The sequence below is a fragment of the Butyrivibrio fibrisolvens genome, assembly GCF_037113525.1.
Taxonomy (GTDB): Bacteria; Bacillota; Clostridia; order Lachnospirales; family Lachnospiraceae; genus Butyrivibrio; species Butyrivibrio fibrisolvens.
Map to the genome: position 1 here is coordinate 553,122 of NZ_CP146963.1, position 16,296 is coordinate 569,417.

Below are 16,296 nucleotides of genomic sequence, written 5' to 3' on the forward strand. Positions count from 1 at the left end.
ATGTTTATAAACTATAGAGCTTGCGTGCACTGATCAAAACTTATGATGCTTAAATGCCATCATCATTTCAGCTGTAAGGCTTACGTGCTCTGTATCTTCTTCAAGTTCATCGCGGCCTATCCACTCGGCGGTCTTAAGTTCGCTTTCATCCATGGTTATGGTACTGTCGCCGTCAAGCTCGCAGTGGAATCCAAGAAGGAGATCTGATTCAAATCCCCAGGGCTGGCTCTTATAATACCTGACGTTCTTGACCTTTAGGCCTACTTCTTCCATGACTTCTCTTGCTACAGTTTCTTCTGCAGTCTCGCCTATTTCGCAAAAGCCTGCAATAAGGGCAAGCCCCTTGTATTCTCTGCCGGCATATCTTGTGACTACGATCTTGTCGCCATCTGTCAAAGCTATGATGACTGCAGGAGAGATGCGAGGATATATAATGTTGCCGCAGGAAGGACACTTGAGGGCGCGTTCTTTGTTATAGATAATAGTCTTTGCACCGCATCTTCCGCAGAAGCGGTTATTCATATACCAGGTGTGAAGATGATAAGCTGTCATACCTGCAAAGGCAAGGAGTTTGTTGTCTGTGCGTCTTAGGTTCCTTATGCTTTCGTAGCGGAAGCCTTCAGGCTCTATCTCTTCATCTCCAAGATACAGATAGTTAAATTTATTGTTGATACTAAAAAGAAACTGGAGTTTATCGTCTCCGATATCTGATACCTTGGGGCAGGTGATGCTATCATCCTCATCTTTAACAAGGATCTCTCTTCCTTTGAAGATAAAGACGTAGTCGCCCTCCTGCGGCTTTCTGTTACTATATTCATTGTGGAAAACAGATGGTGCGATATCCTGGATCATGATAATCCTCCATAGAGCTTCAAATTTACTTTTGACATCTACAACATTATAATGCTATTAGAATAAGCACTAAGCAATTATTCTTTTGTCCAATATAGCACAGAAAGGTTTTTTATGAGTAATATTTTTTCCATATCAGATGCAAAGGTTATTTTGAAAAAAGGCGAGGGTCGTACTATAAAGGCAGGTGGCCTTTGGGTATTTGATAATGAGATAGCAAGGATCACAGGAGAGTATGAAAATGGTGATATCGTAGAAGTTCACGATTTTGATGACTTCTTCCTGGGATACGGTTTTATAAATAATGTTTCAAAGATCAGAGTCCGTCTTATGTCAAGAAAGAAGGACAATAAGGTTGATGAAAGCCTTATCAGAACAAGGGTTGCGAATGCCTGGAAATACAGAAAAGATATCTATGGATTTGAAGATGGCCTCTTCAGATATGAAGGAGTAACTTCTGATTCATGCCGTCTTATATTCGGTGAGGCGGATTTTCTTCCTGGCATAACTATAGATAAATTCAACGATTGTCTGGTAATCGAGTCTCTTGCACTTGGAACTGACAAGATGAAAGAGCTTATCATAGATATATGCAAAGAAGTTCTTCAAAAGGACGGTATCACTATAAGAGGAGTATATGAAAGAAGTGATGCCAAGGTTCGTGAGCTTGAAGGTCTTGAGCGTGTTAAAGGCTTCATAGGTGCAGAGTTTGATACCAATGTTCCTATAATTGAAAATGACGTTAAATATATTGTTGATGTTAAAGATGGACAGAAGACAGGTTTCTTCCTTGATCAGAAGCTTAATCGTATGTCAATAAGACCTATATGCAGAAATGCCAAGGTTTTGGACTGCTTCACACATACAGGATCATTTGGTCTTAACGCCATGGCAGGTGGTGCTAAGTCTGTTCTTTCTGTTGATGCATCTGACCTTGCAATAGATCAGGCTATGGAGAATGCAAGGCTTAACGGTTTTACTGCTAAGAAATTTGAAGATGGTTCCCTTCCTGACGAGGATGCTGATAAGAACGTTGTAGGGTATAAGTGCGCAGATATATTTGAGCTTCTCCCTGCGCTTGAAGCTTCCAAAGAATCTTACGATGTTGTGATCCTTGATCCGCCTGCATTTACAAAGTCACGTGCATCTATCAAAAAGGCTGTAACAGGCTATCGTGAGATCAACATAAGAGGTATGCGCCTTGTACGAAATGGCGGATATCTTGCAACATGTTCCTGCTCACACTTTATGGATGAAGACCTCTTCCTTAAGACTATTAAGGAAGCTGCCAAGGATGCTCATAAGCGCCTTCGCCAGATAGAGTTCCGCCAGCAGGGCCCTGATCATCCGATCCTTTGGGCTAATGACACATCTTATTATCTGAAGTTTGTCATCTTTCAGGTGGTTGATGAAATATAATCCGATATCTCACGCAGTGCAAATTGCGTGAGATTTTTTATTCTGATATTTTCTACATGCAATATTCCAATTGTCGAAAAAATTCTTTTCACATAAGAAAAAATTTCAAAAACCCAGAAATACAGTGAAATCAAGGTCTTGTGCTCTATTGATTAAACGCGTCTAAGCAAAAACACTTTAAAGCGTAAAAGTTTTTGTTGACATCCGCATATTTATGCGCTTAGTATGTTTATAAATCACAGATTGTATACATGTATATAACACTAAAGGAGGATGATTATGAAGAAGAAGTTATTGTCAGTCATGCTGGCGTCAACCCTTGCGCTTAGCGTGATTGGATGCGGAAGTTCTGCTGTAAACGGAGTGTCAGATACAGAAAATACAACCGAGGACAATTCTGGTTCAACTCCAAATGGCGGTGCAAACAGTTCATCAGATCTTAATATCATGCTTGAAACACCTGTTGAATCACTTGATCCTCAGCAGGCAACAGATGGTACATCATTCGAAGTTATCGCAGATTATACAGATGGTCTTATGCAGATGGATGCAGACGGACAGGCTGTTAATGCTATTGCTGAGAGCGTAGATGTATCTGAAGATGGTCTTACATACACATTCCACCTTAGAAACGATGCTAACTGGAGCAACGGAGAAGCTGTAACTGCAGCAGATTTCGTATTTGCATGGCAGAGAGCTGTAGATCCTGAAGTTGCTTCTGAGTATTCTTATATGCTCAGCGATATCGGTCAGATCGTTAATGCACAGGAGATCATTGACGGAACCAAGGACAAGTCAGAACTTGGTGTAACAGCTGTTGATGACAAGACTCTTGAAGTTAAGCTCAATGTTCCTGTTAGCTATTTCCTTAGTCTTATGTACTTCCCTACATTCTATCCTGTAAACCAGGCATTCTTTGAAAGCTGCGGAGATACATTTGCTACAAGCCCTGAGACAACACTTTCTAATGGTGCATTTGTTCTCGATGATTATCAGCCTGCAGCAACAACTATCCACCTTACCAAGAACCCTGATTACTACGGAGCAGATTCTGTTCAGCTTGCAGGTCTTAACTATCAGGTAATCCAGGATTCACAGCAGGCTCTTATGAGTTATCAGAGCGGCGATCTTGATACAACCCTTGTAAACGGTGAGCAGGTTGATCAGGTTAAAGATGATGCTGCATTCCAGGCAATCGGTGCAGGATACCTCTGGTACATCAGCCCTAACATCAAGGAAGTTAAAGAGCTTCAGAACCTCAACATCCGTTACGCGTTCACAATGGCACTTAACCGTGAAGCTATCACTACAGACGTACTTAAGGATGGTTCAGCTCCTACATATACAGCAGTTCCTATGGATTTTGCAGCAGGCCCTGACGGATCAGACTTCTCTGCAGATCAGGAGATGTTCTCAGATGTATGTAAGTATGATGCTGATGCAGCTCTTGAGTACTGGAACAAGGGACTTGAAGAACTTGGCGTTTCAGAGATCACTATCACAATGATCCACGATGCTGATGATGCTCCTATCAAGGTAGCTCAGGTTGTTAAGGAGCAGCTCGAGACAACACTTCCAGGTCTTACTGTTGAACTTCAGCAGATGCCTAAGAAGGAAAGAGTACAGCGTATGCAGGATGGCGACTTCGAACTTGGTCTTACACGTTGGGGTCCTGACTATGCAGATCCTATGACATACCTTGGCATGTGGGTTACTAACAATTCCAACAACTATGGTTTCTGGAGTAATTCTGAGTACGATGCTATCATCGCTGAGTGTACAACAGGTGCTACAGCTATGGATGCACAGGCTCGCTGGTCGGCACTTTACGATGCTGAGAAGATCGTAATGGACGAGGCAGTTATTTTCCCTCTCTATACACAGTGCAATGCAGAGCTTATCTCTACAAATGTTTCAGGAATTGAGTTCCATCCGGTAGCTCTTAACAGAGTTTACAAGAACGCAACTAAAAACTAAAAACTAAAAAAATTGCTGCGCGAAGAAGGGTAGTGATTCATTACTTTTCTTCGCGTTTTCTTTTGGGGCGGATATGAAAAAATACGTATTAAAACGAGTAGTAACAGCAATATTCACATTACTGGCTATTACACTTATTCTTTTCATTCTTATGCAGCTGATGCCGGGCTCACCATTTAATGATGAGAAGCTCAATGAATCACAAAGAGCTGCACTATATGCCAAATATGGCCTTGATAAACCTATAGTAATTCAGTTTTTCCACTACGTAATCAATATGTTTAAGGGTGACCTTGGAGTAAGTTATAAGATTTCCAAGAATACTCCTATCACACAGCTTATTGCTTCAAGACTTCCTATATCAATAGGAGTTGGATTCGCAGCTGTATTTATAGGTGCTGTTGTAGGCCTTCTTCTGGGACTCCTTGCAGCATTCAAAAGAGATACTATCTGGGATACGATCGCTACAATTATCTCAGTAATCGGTGTATCTGTTCCTTCATATGTATTTGCGCTGGCACTTTCCTATCAATTTGGATTTAAGCTTGACTGGTTCCCGATGCTCTTTTCATCTAAAGACGTCATAGGATCGAGCGTACTGCCTTCAGTATCACTGTCTATGTTCACCATGGCTTCGATCGCAAGATTCACAAGAGCAGAAATGATAGAAGTACTGGGATCAGATTATATGCTGCTGGCTGAGTCTAAGGGACTTTCAGGTAACAAGCTTGTCTTTGCACATGCACTTAGAAATGCCCTTATTCCGATCATTACAGTTCTGGCGCCCCTTGTTGTTGATCTTATGACAGGTTCACTCGTTGTTGAGAAGATCTTCGCTATTCCTGGGGTTGGTTCGCTACTTGTTAACGCAATCCAGTCTAATGACTATAACGTGGTTATAGCTCTTAGCTTTATATATTCAGCAATGTACATTGGCATCATGCTCGTAGTTGATATCCTCTACGGTGTGATCGATCCGAGAATCCGTGTGGCAAAGGAGGGAGACTGATATGTCAGAAGCGGCATTAAAAAAAGAATCTGATATCCGGGTTGTAAAGTCGGATTCCTACATCCCTACGCAGGCGGATTTCAAACTTAAGAAAAAAAGCAGTGATGATTTTGTAGATACAAACTTTGCATCCCAGAGTTTCTGGAAAGAGGTTGTAGCAAGGTTCTGGCGCAAGAAGAGTGCGGTACTTGGACTTGTTTTTGTACTGGTTATTACCTTCTTTGCATTCGTAGGACCTGTGATGAATGAGTATACCTATTCAGGTCAGAACCTTGAGCTCAAAAATCTCGCGCCCAGAATTCCTATAATCGAGAACACAGGCTTTTTTGACGGACATGAGAATATCAGGACAACATCAGGAACCAAGGTTGTAAACTACTATTTTGAAAAAAAGCTTGCAGATACTTTCTACTGGTTTGGAAGCGATAACTTTGGAAGAGACATCTGGACAAGAACATGGTCAGGTGCTCAGGTTTCACTGATAATCGCAGTTGCGGCAGCTATAATCGACATGATCATAGGAATGAGCTATGGTCTTATCTCAGGATACTTTGGCGGTAAGGTCGATATGGTCCTTCAGAGAATCTTAGAGATTGCCAACGGCATTCCAAGGCTTGTAATAGTTACGCTTCTCCTTCTTGTATTTAAGCCTGGTATGATCACGATCATCATAGCGCTTATGCTTACTGAGTGGGTTGGAATGAGCAGAATAGCCAGAGCTGAGATGCTCAAACTCAAAGAGCAGGAATTTGTACTTGCATCAAGAACTCTTGGAGCAGGTAACATGCATATCATTTTTAGTGAAGTTCTTCCTAATATAATCGGACCTATCATTACTCAGGTTATGTTCTCAATTCCTACAGCTATTTTTACAGAGGCATTTCTTTCTTTTGTAGGACTTGGTATTCCTGTACCAAGATGTTCACTGGGATCACTGATCTCTGAAGGATTTAACAGTTTTACTACTCATCCTTATCAGATTATCCCGCCTATCGTTGTAATGGCTCTTCTGATGCTGAGCTTCAACCTTGTTGCTGACGGACTCAGAGAAGCTCTTGATCCTAAGTTAAAGGAGATGTGACCTGACATGAGTGAAGATAAGAAAAAAGAAAAAATACTTGATGTCAAAGATCTTGACATCACCTTTAAGACAACTGCAGGAGATGTACATGCGATCCGCGGCGTGAATATAGATCTGTACCAGGGTGAGACTGTTGCCATCGTTGGTGAGTCCGGCTCAGGTAAGTCAGTAACAATGCGTGCTGCAATGGGAATCCTTGCCAAGAATGCTACCGTTAATTCAGGACAGATCATCTACAGATACCGTGATAATAAGGGCGGAATCGACTATAACCCTGATGAGGATAAAACGGCTACGTGGAAGGAAGCTGATATCCTCAAGATGGACAAGAAGTGGATTAGAAAGCATATCAACGGCCGCAGGATGGCAATGGTATTCCAGGATCCCATGACAAGCCTTGATCCTACCATGACTATAGGCAAGCAGATCATAGAAGGTATGATCTGGCACTATAAGATTGATAAGAAGGATGCTCGCAAAAGAGCTATTGAGCTCTTGAAAGAGGTTGGTATAGAAGATGCTGAAAAGAGAATGAAGCAGTATCCACACCAGCTTTCAGGCGGTATGAGACAGAGAGTTGTTATTGCAATAGCACTTTCCTGTAATCCAGATCTTCTTATATGCGATGAGCCTACAACAGCTCTTGACGTTAATATTCAGGCCAAGATCCTTGAGCTTATCAAGAAGGTTCAGAAGGAAAGAGGCATAGCGGTAATCTACATAACACATGACCTTGGCGTTGTAGCTAAAGTCGCTGATTATGTAAACGTTATGTATGCAGGTAAGATCGTAGAAGTCGGTAATATAAATGAGATATTCTATGATCCCAAGCATCCTTATACATGGGGACTTTTGTCAGCCATGCCTGATCTTGGAACAGATGACGACAGACTTTATACGATCCCGGGATCACCTCCAAACCTCCTTCATGAGAAAAATGGTGATGCTTTTGCTCCAAGAAATGCTTATGCTCTTGAGATTGACGATAAGCTTGAGCCGCCAATGTTCAAGGTAACAGATACTCACTTTGCAGCTACATGGCTTCTTGATAAGAGAGCTCCAAAGGTTGATATGCCACACGAGCTTAAAGCAAGAATAGAAAGAATGAAAAAGGAGGCACAGGCAAATGGCAGCAAATTATAACGCAGCGCCTCTCCTTGAAGTAGAGGGACTAAGACAGTATTTTCCTGTAAGCAAGACCTATACAGTTAAGGCTGTAGAGAATGTAAGCTTTAAAGTCTATCCCGGCGAAACCTACGGACTTGTTGGCGAGTCAGGATCAGGTAAATCTACTATAGGTAGAAGTATAATAAGACTCTATGATCCGACAGAAGGCAAGATAAACTTCTGCGGAATGGACATATCAGGAAAGCTAAATGGTAAAACGAAAGAGAATCTAAGGACCCAGATGCAGATGATATTCCAGGATCCCATGGCTTCTCTTAACCCAAGGAAAAAGATCAAGGATATCATTGGAGAAGCTCTTGATATCCACCATATCTGCAAAACAAAGAGCGAGAGAGATAGAAAGGTTGAAGCCATACTTGAAAAGGTAGGACTTGCCAAGGAGCATGCAGACCGTTATCCGCACCAGTTCTCAGGCGGACAAAGACAGCGTGTCGGCATTGCAAGAGCCCTTATCTTAAATCCAAAGCTTGTAATAGCAGATGAATGTATCTCAGCACTCGACGTTTCTATTCAGGCGCAGGTTGTAAACCTTATGAAGGATATCCAGGAAGAGCTAGGGACAGCGTATCTGTTCATAGCTCATGACCTTTCCATGGTCAAGTATATCTCTGACAGGATCGGAGTACTTCACCTTGGTCACCTCTTGGAAACAGGGACAACAGATGAGATCTTTAGTAATCCGGTTCATCCGTATACAAAAAGCCTTCTGTCTGCGATACCAATCCCTAACCCTGAGCTTGAGAAAAACCGCGAAGCAATAAACTACGATTACAAGACTTCAGGTATAGACTACAACAAGGGTACAGAGCATCTTGTGAGCGGCACTCACTTTGTAAAGTGCACGGACAAGGAGTTTGAAGACTGGACCAAGTGATAGGGCTTATGGGTACCTGATTTTAATGAACACTTATTTTTGTACGCAGTATCGGGCTGCGTACAAAAATTATTGTTTTTTAAGAAAAAATGCTTGACACTACAGATAGTGTTATTGTATTATTCATAATGCTGTTGAGATGGATGTTTTTTGAATAGTATTTTTGTTTGATTTATTGATGACTCACAGCAAAACCGAAAGGATTTCAAAGCGGGCTTCATGTACTTCGGATGATTTACAGTCGCACTGCAGCACCATTTATATTGTTCCACCCATTCAGTGCAGTATCCTTTCGTTTATATATAACCATTAGCGCTCTTTAGAGAGTATAATATATATTATCGAGGCGTGGCTCAGTTTGGTAGAGCGCTGCGTTCGGGACGCAGAGGCCGCAAGTTCGAATCTTGTCGCCTCGACTACAAAAAATCAGGTTTTGCATTTATGCAAAACCTGATTTTTGTGTAATTGTTTCTTGAAACTTTGAATATGAAAGTTTCATGCAGGGAAGTATAAAAATATACTAATTGTATATATTAAAATAAATAAATAATATTTGTCAAGTTTTGCTTAACAAAAATACATGTTTGTAAAACTGTAGATATATTCAGCGTTACAGCTATCTTTTTGTGCATTTTATTCAAATAATTATTTCGTATTTGTGAAAAATATTTAATTTGTCAAGGGGTATATTACAACAATCGCAATAATTGTAAACAAAGTCGCAATTATTGGGAAGTGCGCAACTGTGATAATTGCTAGAATGAGGGTGCTCGAGCACAGAAAACTTAATATTGTTCCAGGGGGTTGAGCGCTCAGGTTGGCGCTTTGGGAGAAGAAGGTGTATCAGAAATAAATATTTTTTATTGTTCTGGTATTAATGACAAAAGAAGGGGAAAACACAAATGACAAAATCAATGAAAAAGTGTTACAGCGTTGTCGCTAAGATAATGCTTATGCTTGTTCTTGTATGTGCGATCGGTCTTACATGCAACGTTGATGCAAGCGCAGCAGGCGAAACACTTCTTAACACCTACGGTACTACTTACGGTTATTCAGGAACATGTATCAATCTTTATCAGCTTAGAGATGCAAATACTCTTGCAACTCTCAAGAAAGATTACAACAGTATCACTCTTGAGAATGAGATGAAGCCTGATGCACTTCTTGGAAGCTCAGCAAGACTTATCTCAGTTTCTCAGGCTAAGAATCAGGGCTATTACATCCCGGATAATTACAAAGAACAATATGTACCTCAGATCAACTTCAACACAGTAGATGAAGTTATGAAGATCTGTTATCAGAATGGTCTTAAGATGAGAGCACATACTCTTGTATGGCACTCACAGACTCCTTCATGGTTCTTCAGAAACGGATTCAATGGCGGTAGCGGATTTGTTAACACATCAACAATGGATGCTCGTCTTGAGATGTACGTTAAGACTGTTATGAACCATGTATACACAAGCCAGTACGGCAGTGTTGTATATGCATGGGACGTTGCTAACGAGATCCTTCATGCACAGAACTCAGGATGGGAAGCTGTTTATGGAAGCAACAAGACTAACGCTTCTTATGTAAAGAAAGCATTCAATTATGCTTACGAGACACTTGAGTACTTCAAACTTACAGATTCAGTAAAACTTTTCTATAACGATTACAATACATACATGGAAGTTAATGATGTAATCACACTTGTTAATTACATCAACCAGGGCAAGAAGGTTTGCGCAGGTGTAGGTATGCAGTCACACCTTGGCACAAACTTCCCTTCAGTAGATTACTACACAACAGCTCTTAAGTCTTTTGTAAATGCAGGATTTGAAGTTCAGATCACAGAGCTTGATATCACAAACAAGGGTGATACAGATCTTGCAAACTATGCATACAGCCTTTTCAAGAACATCAACTCTATCAAGAAGAGTGGTGGAAAGATCACAGGTGTAACATGGTGGGGACTTTCAGATCAGACAACATGGATCAGCAATGCAGCTCCACTTCTTTTCAGAACACCAGGTAATGCTAAGCCTGCATACTCAAAGGTAATCCAGGCTTATACAGAAGTATTTGGTCAGGGATCAACAGGCGGTTCAACAGGTGGTTCTACTGGCGGATCAACAGGCACAACAACAAATCCTAACCAGACAGCACACATTGATGATGGCTGGTACTACATCAAGAACACACTTTCACAGAAGTACCTTACAGTTGATGCAGATAATGCAGATGGCTGGAAGAATGTTGTTATCAAGTCCGGTTCAGGAGTTGATGCTCAGAAGTGGTATGTTACTAATACATCAGACGGATACATCACACTTACAAATAAGCTTGGCAATGTAATGCTTGATGTTGCTAACGGCGAGACAGATGACGGCACAAATGTAGGTATCTACAGTGCATACGGCGGAACAGCTCAGCAGTTCGTAGTTAAGGCTACAGGCACAAACGGCGTTTACACAATCGGAACAAAGTGTACAAGCGCTGCAAAGTATCTCGATGTTTATGAGAAGAAGACAGCTGATGGAACAAATGTTTGCCAGTGGTCATACAATGGCGGAACAAACCAGCAGTGGGTATTCGAGAAAGTAAATAACGACAGCTCTTCTTCAACACAGACACCTGAAGAGTCAGGTTCAACAGAAACTCCTGTTGAAACTCCAGATCCTCAGCCTGAAGCTACAGGACTTAGCGTTTCCTATTCAATCAATAACTGGGGCAGCGGATATCAGGTTAGCTTCAAAGTAAGCAACACAGGTAGCACAGTTAATACATGGACAGTAAAAGTTAAGAAGAGCGATGTTACAATTTCAGCAAGCTGGAATGTTAACATCGACGAGCAGGGCGATTACTATGTGATCACTCCTGTAGAATGGAACTCTACAATTGCAACAGGACAGAGCGTTGAATTTGGAGTTCAGGGCAATGGTTCAATTGGAGAAACAATTGAATGTTCTGTTAACTAAGCATTTTTAGATTATTACCTTCCTCATAAGTTAACAATCACACGCCAGTGCTGCAGTGTCAGCACTGGCTTTTTAAAATTAATGCATTTTTCCACTTTATATTAAGATCAAACAGGCCCCAGCGAGGACGCGGGTTTACGAAAGCTGTTTATCCGATAAATATGTTTATTTATCCGAAACACTGTTATTTCAATGCTTTTTGCTTTATCATTTGAATCGTTTGAAAAAGGATTTTTTAATAGAAAGAGATGATGATATGATACTGTCCTGTAAAAATTGTGGAGCAAGAATTAAATATGATCCAAGAAGTAATCGCCTGCAGTGTGAGTACTGCGATAGCTCTTTTGACATAAGTGAATATCAGGTTAAAGTCGGGTACCACGAGGAAGGGCCTGTTTTAGAGAGCGAAGTATATGGCGGTCAGGATGATATGGAGTGCCAGATCTATAGATGCAGTGCCTGCGGAGCAGAGATATCTGTTAATAGTGTAGAAGCTTCAACCTTCTGTGTATATTGCGGAAGCCCTAACGTTGTATTCTCACGTATTGCTAAGGTTAAAAGACCTAAAAAGATCCTTCCTTTTATGATCACCAAGCAGCAGGCTGAGATGCTTATTCGTAAGAGACTTAATTCCGGATTCTTTATTCCTAATGAGATCAAGAACTTTCATGCAGAACTGATCAGAGGAATCTATGTTCCCTACTATATTACAAACGTAGCTTACAGAGATTCTATGGTTGTTAAATCAAGAATAAAAAGCGGAAAAAGTAGTTATTCGATCTATTCTCTCAGGAGTGGATATTGCATATTTGACCGCATGACAACAGACGCTTCACGTAAGCTTAGCGATGATACAAGTGTAAAACTAGAACCTTATAACATGGTAAGCCTTAGAGATTTTAATGAGGGTTATCTTACAGGCTTTTACTCAGATATATCTGACGTTGAGCCAATAGAAGCTTGTAATACAGCAACAGCAAGATCCAAAGAGCTGTTTAATGCAGCTGTGTTAGATACAGTTAAAGGTTCAAGCAAGGAGATCATAAATCAGAATCCTGAATTTGTTGTTAACACAGAACCAATGAAAGCAATGCTTCCAGCATGGTTTTTGACCTTCAGATATAAAGACAGACCATATACAATTCTTGTTAATGGCCAGACAGGTAAGGTTGTTGGAGGCGTTCCGTGGAACAAAGAGCTTTTTATAGGAGTTGTGCTGGTACTTGGTATTATAATCACTCTTATAGCAATGGCTCTCTTGGGAGCTTTACTTCTTAATTCAGGTGGACATAGCAGTAGCAGTAATCAAAGTACTGGAAGGCTTATTGCAGCTATAGTTGTTGGTAGCTTTTGTGCACTGGGTGCAGGAATAACAAAACTTAAGACAGTTCTTAAGTCAATAAGACTTACATCTGAGTCAAGTCTTACAGGCTATGTAAGTAAGAGACAAAATGGAGGTTGATAGATATGGAAGTATTCGTGTTTATATTAAGTCTCATAGTAGGAGTTGGCTTTTCTTTATTTATTTCAGCATATATGCTTGATAAGTCCAATAACATGGGTGATTTCACAGGCAATGTGGATTCTTTATCCTGTACAGGAATAGTATTTACTAATAAACAGGACAGAGTAAATAAGAAAACTCCAATAGATTACTATTATCCGGGATGTCCGTTCAGGATCAACGGAAGATAATAGGATCAGGAAAAAATGATCAGGAAATAATAAGGCACCTTGGGATAAGAAATATCCTAAGGTGCCATTTTCTTTTAAATTATTCTCCGATAAGCATCTGATAACTTTCAATCTTCTTAACTCTGAGTGACTGAAGGATAGAGAATACGAATGCTAAAGTGCAGATACTTATTCCGATGATAATAACTCCTGGGATCGGAATATCGAATGTTCCTTTCATAAGTCCAAAGCCGTGCATTACAACTGACATATAAGGGTTAGCAGCATAATATGATACTACTGAAAATACGATGGAAGATATGATTATGGATGGCATGAAGCTAAAGGCTGTCTGCAAGATAAGGCTTCTTGATGAATATCCAAGTGCCTTGTAAATTCCAAAATCTTTTCTTTTGTTATATACAAATGCTTTGATGAGCAGGTACAAAATGATAGTGATAACGATGGCTGATATTGTACTAAGAAGGATCAGCATAAGGCTTGATATACTCTTAAAGGTTGTAAGGTTACCATCCATCATATCGTAGAAGTTCATTGTAGAAATAACATGATCACCATATTTGTCTGAGCACTTATTCAGAATGCTTTCAGTAACATCTCTGTCTGCGCAGTTAAACCAGTAGTAGCCCGGAGCATAGGTAAGATCCATGAGGTGCGTGGCTGCTTCTTTTGTGATAACGCATTCTCTTCCGCTGTTATTGCAGGTCTGAATAAGTCCTGTGATGAGGTAGCTATAGCTTTCTGAGCCATAATCAAGCTTGAGTTCATCACCAACCATAAGGCCATGGTCTTTAGCGAACTTACCGCTTACAGCAGTTTCATTATCATATTTTGGAAGGCGACCTTTGTAGCAGACATTTTTGTTGTTCATTTTTGAAGGATCATCAAAGATATAGGTTACAAGGCTGTCTTCATTATTGTAGTTAGTTGTGATGTTTATGTTCTCTCTGATATTAGATACTTCTTCAAGGCTCTGAAGATAAGAATAAGCATCATCTTTTTCTTCGTAATCTACAGCCAGGATTCCGGCGCAACTTTCAAATGTGAGGATCTCAATCTTAGGATTTCTGCTGAAGTTTTCATACATCAAAAGACCCATAACACAGATGAACACAAGGAGACCAGTCACAAGGAAGGTGATTATGTTCTGTTTTTTATTATTAAAAAGATTCTTAAGTGAAAGGCTAAGGTTAAGGCTAAAGACTGACTTATCAAGGCGGAATCTGTTTTTCTTGAAGGAATGATTTTCGATTCCATCTCTTAAAGCTACGATCGGCTCGATCTTTTTGATCTTGCCTGTAGTTGAAAAAGCTACAATAAGTATATATAAAACTACAAAGACAAGAGCGCTTAAGCTGCAAAGGATATTAACGGATATCTCATATGGAATACCCATCTGGCCTACAACGATTGATGCCATTATAGGCATTAGTGCATATGATAGACCTGCACCAAGTATGCTTGCGAATATTGCAAGAAGAGCAAACATGATATAGAGAGAACTTCTTATAAGAGAGCTTGAATATCCGATGGCTTTTAAAGCTCCGATGCTCTTCATATTTTCCTTAATGAAGTTTGAAATGCTGTTAGTGAGCATTATTGTAATAACTAAAACAATGATGATGGTGATGGTAAGGAAGGAAACTGCAAGTACAAGTGACATAAAGCTTTTTCCGACTATTACATCACTAAACTTATAGATAGTAGCAGTTGCCAGAGGGTTGTGCGCAAGGATCTGGTTAAGCTTTTTGATCTGGAAGGAATTGATAGTAGAGCTATCTTTAAGCTTAAAAGCGATTACTACTGAGTCTGAAATGGATGAGTCTTTTGCATAGATCTCATCGTAGCTATTATTATCAATTATAAATTCATAGGAACCGCAGTTGTTACATCCAAAGAATGTGTTAGTTGTAAAGCCCTTTACAGTGAAATTATAGTTTGTACCAAGAAGTTCGAAACTATAGGTATCGCCTATCTCATAGCCGCCTGAAGTGTTGAACTGGTATGGAAGATAGATGTAGTTTTCTTTAATGCTTTCATCTTCTATAACGACTTCAGTTCTGTCCATTCCCTTGTGAAAAGCGCTTTCGTTGTTCAAAAGAAGCTGAGGAGCGAGTGTTCCGTTTCCAAAAGGAAGGGATACGTTGTTAAAACCAAGGCAGGAATACTTATAATAATCTGTTGTTTCGCTCCCAACAAGTTCTTCTACAAATGCATCGTCGATCCCTGTTATGTCAGTCATTATCCAGATGTAGCCATCGCCTGCATCAAGTCTTTTAGCTTCTTTGGTTGCTGTTGGATATGCATCAAAGAAAAGAAGAAATGCAAGTCCGATCATCATGCTGGCAAGCATCATAAGAAGGAAGAGTCCGATGCATGTGCCTTTATTTTTTCTAAAATTTGATTTAGCAAGTATTTTTATCTTTTCCATAATTATTTACCCCACGTCTTAAATTAATTACCATCCCATTGATACAAGGAAGTCGCTAAGTTTTCTGTGACGATCATCATCATTTTCTGAGTACTTTCCAAGAAGGCACTCGCCTGCGATCTCGCCGTCCTTAACATAGAGGACGCGGTTTCCTCTTCTTGCGCTGGTGATGTCGTGGGTTACCATAACTATGGACTGACCATCGTTGTTAAAAGAAGTAAGGGTATCAAGAACGTCTTTACCTGTCTTAGAGTTAAGAGCTCCTGTAGGCTCATCTGCAAAAACAAGTCTTGGGTTATTGATAAGTGCTCTTGCAATACCAACTCTCTGAGCTTCACCGCCAGAGATCTGAGTTGGGAATTTATCCCAGAGGCTTTCATCAATATCAACTGACTTAAGGATTTCTTTTGCCTTTTTAGAAACCTCTTTTTTGTTCTTGCAGGTAAGAAGGCCTGCTGCCATGACGTTATCAAGGACGCTCATGGAATCAATGAGGTATATCTGTTGGAATACAAATCCGCAGTTTTCTTTTCTGAAACTAGCCAGCTGATCTGTATTCATCTTAGTTATCTCTTTTTCTGAGAACTTGATCTCACCAAGTGTTGGCTTGTCCATTCCTGAAAGTGCATAAAGAAGGGTTGATTTGCCGGCGCCGCTGGCTCCCATGATAATAGTGAAATCTCCGTCGTAGATCTCAAGGTCTATGTTCTTAAGTACATGCTGCATTCTGCCACCGTTTGAAAAGGTTTTGCAAAGCTTATTAGTTTTAATTAGTGTATTCATTATTTAACCTCTTTTCTAATTTGTTTG

12 protein-coding genes and 1 tRNA gene are annotated in these 16,296 nt (G+C 40.3%); 10 read left to right on the forward strand and 3 right to left on the reverse strand.

The window, feature by feature from the left end; genetic code table 11:
• Positions 1–33: 33 nt before the first annotated feature.
• Entirely contained in the window at positions 34–852 is an 819-nt protein-coding gene (nudC, locus tag WAA20_RS02225) for an NAD(+) diphosphatase (RefSeq protein ID WP_073389028.1), read from the reverse strand.
• A gap of 114 nt (positions 853–966) precedes the next feature.
• Here nudC and WAA20_RS02230 point away from each other — a divergent pair, with 114 nt between their 5' ends.
• The 10 genes from WAA20_RS02230 to WAA20_RS02275 all read left to right on the forward strand — a co-directional run bounded on the left by WAA20_RS02230 (position 967) and on the right by WAA20_RS02275 (position 13,055).
• Positions 967–2,271: a class I SAM-dependent rRNA methyltransferase gene (locus tag WAA20_RS02230; protein ID WP_073389029.1), complete on the forward strand. Its 1,305-nt coding sequence runs from the start codon at positions 967–969 to the stop codon at positions 2,269–2,271.
• Positions 2,272–2,550: 279 nt separating this feature from the next.
• On the forward strand, positions 2,551–4,248 hold the full coding sequence (locus WAA20_RS02235) for a peptide ABC transporter substrate-binding protein (protein ID WP_330393661.1): 1,698 nt from the start codon (positions 2,551–2,553) through the stop codon (positions 4,246–4,248).
• A gap of 73 nt (positions 4,249–4,321) precedes the next feature.
• Complete coding sequence (locus WAA20_RS02240; protein WP_073389032.1) at positions 4,322–5,257, forward strand: ABC transporter permease; 936 nt, start codon at positions 4,322–4,324, stop codon at positions 5,255–5,257.
• Position 5,258: 1 nt separating this feature from the next.
• Positions 5,259–6,338 (forward strand): ABC transporter permease, encoded by a 1,080-nt coding sequence (locus tag WAA20_RS02245; protein ID WP_073389034.1) that lies wholly within the window; start codon positions 5,259–5,261, stop codon positions 6,336–6,338.
• A gap of 6 nt (positions 6,339–6,344) precedes the next feature.
• Entirely contained in the window at positions 6,345–7,481 is a 1,137-nt protein-coding gene (locus WAA20_RS02250; protein ID WP_073389035.1) for an ABC transporter ATP-binding protein, read from the forward strand.
• A complete protein-coding gene (locus WAA20_RS02255) occupies positions 7,465–8,400 on the forward strand; it encodes an ATP-binding cassette domain-containing protein (protein WP_073389037.1) in 936 nt (311 codons plus the stop codon). The genes WAA20_RS02250 and WAA20_RS02255 overlap by 17 nt, the downstream gene beginning before the upstream one ends.
• A 342-nt stretch (positions 8,401–8,742) precedes the next feature.
• Positions 8,743–8,816 (forward strand) — tRNA-Pro (locus WAA20_RS02260).
• A gap of 486 nt (positions 8,817–9,302) precedes the next feature.
• A complete protein-coding gene (locus tag WAA20_RS02265) occupies positions 9,303–11,360 on the forward strand; it encodes an endo-1,4-beta-xylanase (protein ID WP_073389038.1) in 2,058 nt (685 codons plus the stop codon).
• Positions 11,361–11,616: 256 nt separating this feature from the next.
• Positions 11,617–12,822 carry a hypothetical protein gene (locus WAA20_RS02270; RefSeq protein ID WP_073389040.1) on the forward strand — a complete coding sequence of 402 codons (1,206 nt, stop codon included), beginning with the start codon at positions 11,617–11,619 and terminating at the stop codon, positions 12,820–12,822.
• Positions 12,823–12,827: 5 nt separating this feature from the next.
• Positions 12,828–13,055 (forward strand): hypothetical protein, encoded by a 228-nt coding sequence (locus tag WAA20_RS02275; RefSeq protein WP_073389041.1) that lies wholly within the window; start codon positions 12,828–12,830, stop codon positions 13,053–13,055.
• Between the two features lie 79 nt (positions 13,056–13,134).
• Here WAA20_RS02275 and WAA20_RS02280 read toward each other — a convergent pair whose 3' ends face one another.
• Positions 13,135–15,486, reverse strand: a complete 2,352-nt coding sequence (locus WAA20_RS02280; protein WP_073389043.1) for an ABC transporter permease — start codon at positions 15,484–15,486, stop codon at positions 13,135–13,137.
• 27 nt (positions 15,487–15,513) lie between these two features.
• Complete coding sequence (locus tag WAA20_RS02285; protein WP_073389044.1) at positions 15,514–16,269, reverse strand: ABC transporter ATP-binding protein; 756 nt, start codon at positions 16,267–16,269, stop codon at positions 15,514–15,516.
• Positions 16,270–16,296: the final 27 nt, after the last annotated feature.

Coding starts and splice junctions, on each gene's coding strand:
- nudC (WP_073389028.1), bottom strand. CDS start 852: ATGATCCAGGATATCGCACCATCTGTTTTCCACAATGAATATAGTAAC.
- WAA20_RS02230 (WP_073389029.1), top strand. CDS start 967: ATGAGTAATATTTTTTCCATATCAGATGCAAAGGTTATTTTGAAAAAA.
- WAA20_RS02235 (WP_330393661.1), top strand. CDS start 2,551: ATGAAGAAGAAGTTATTGTCAGTCATGCTGGCGTCAACCCTTGCGCTT.
- WAA20_RS02240 (WP_073389032.1), top strand. CDS start 4,322: ATGAAAAAATACGTATTAAAACGAGTAGTAACAGCAATATTCACATTA.
- WAA20_RS02245 (WP_073389034.1), top strand. CDS start 5,259: ATGTCAGAAGCGGCATTAAAAAAAGAATCTGATATCCGGGTTGTAAAG.
- WAA20_RS02250 (WP_073389035.1), top strand. CDS start 6,345: ATGAGTGAAGATAAGAAAAAAGAAAAAATACTTGATGTCAAAGATCTT.
- WAA20_RS02255 (WP_073389037.1), top strand. CDS start 7,465: ATGGCAGCAAATTATAACGCAGCGCCTCTCCTTGAAGTAGAGGGACTA.
- WAA20_RS02265 (WP_073389038.1), top strand. CDS start 9,303: ATGACAAAATCAATGAAAAAGTGTTACAGCGTTGTCGCTAAGATAATG.
- WAA20_RS02270 (WP_073389040.1), top strand. CDS start 11,617: ATGATACTGTCCTGTAAAAATTGTGGAGCAAGAATTAAATATGATCCA.
- WAA20_RS02275 (WP_073389041.1), top strand. CDS start 12,828: ATGGAAGTATTCGTGTTTATATTAAGTCTCATAGTAGGAGTTGGCTTT.
- WAA20_RS02280 (WP_073389043.1), bottom strand. CDS start 15,486: ATGGAAAAGATAAAAATACTTGCTAAATCAAATTTTAGAAAAAATAAA.
- WAA20_RS02285 (WP_073389044.1), bottom strand. CDS start 16,269: ATGAATACACTAATTAAAACTAATAAGCTTTGCAAAACCTTTTCAAAC.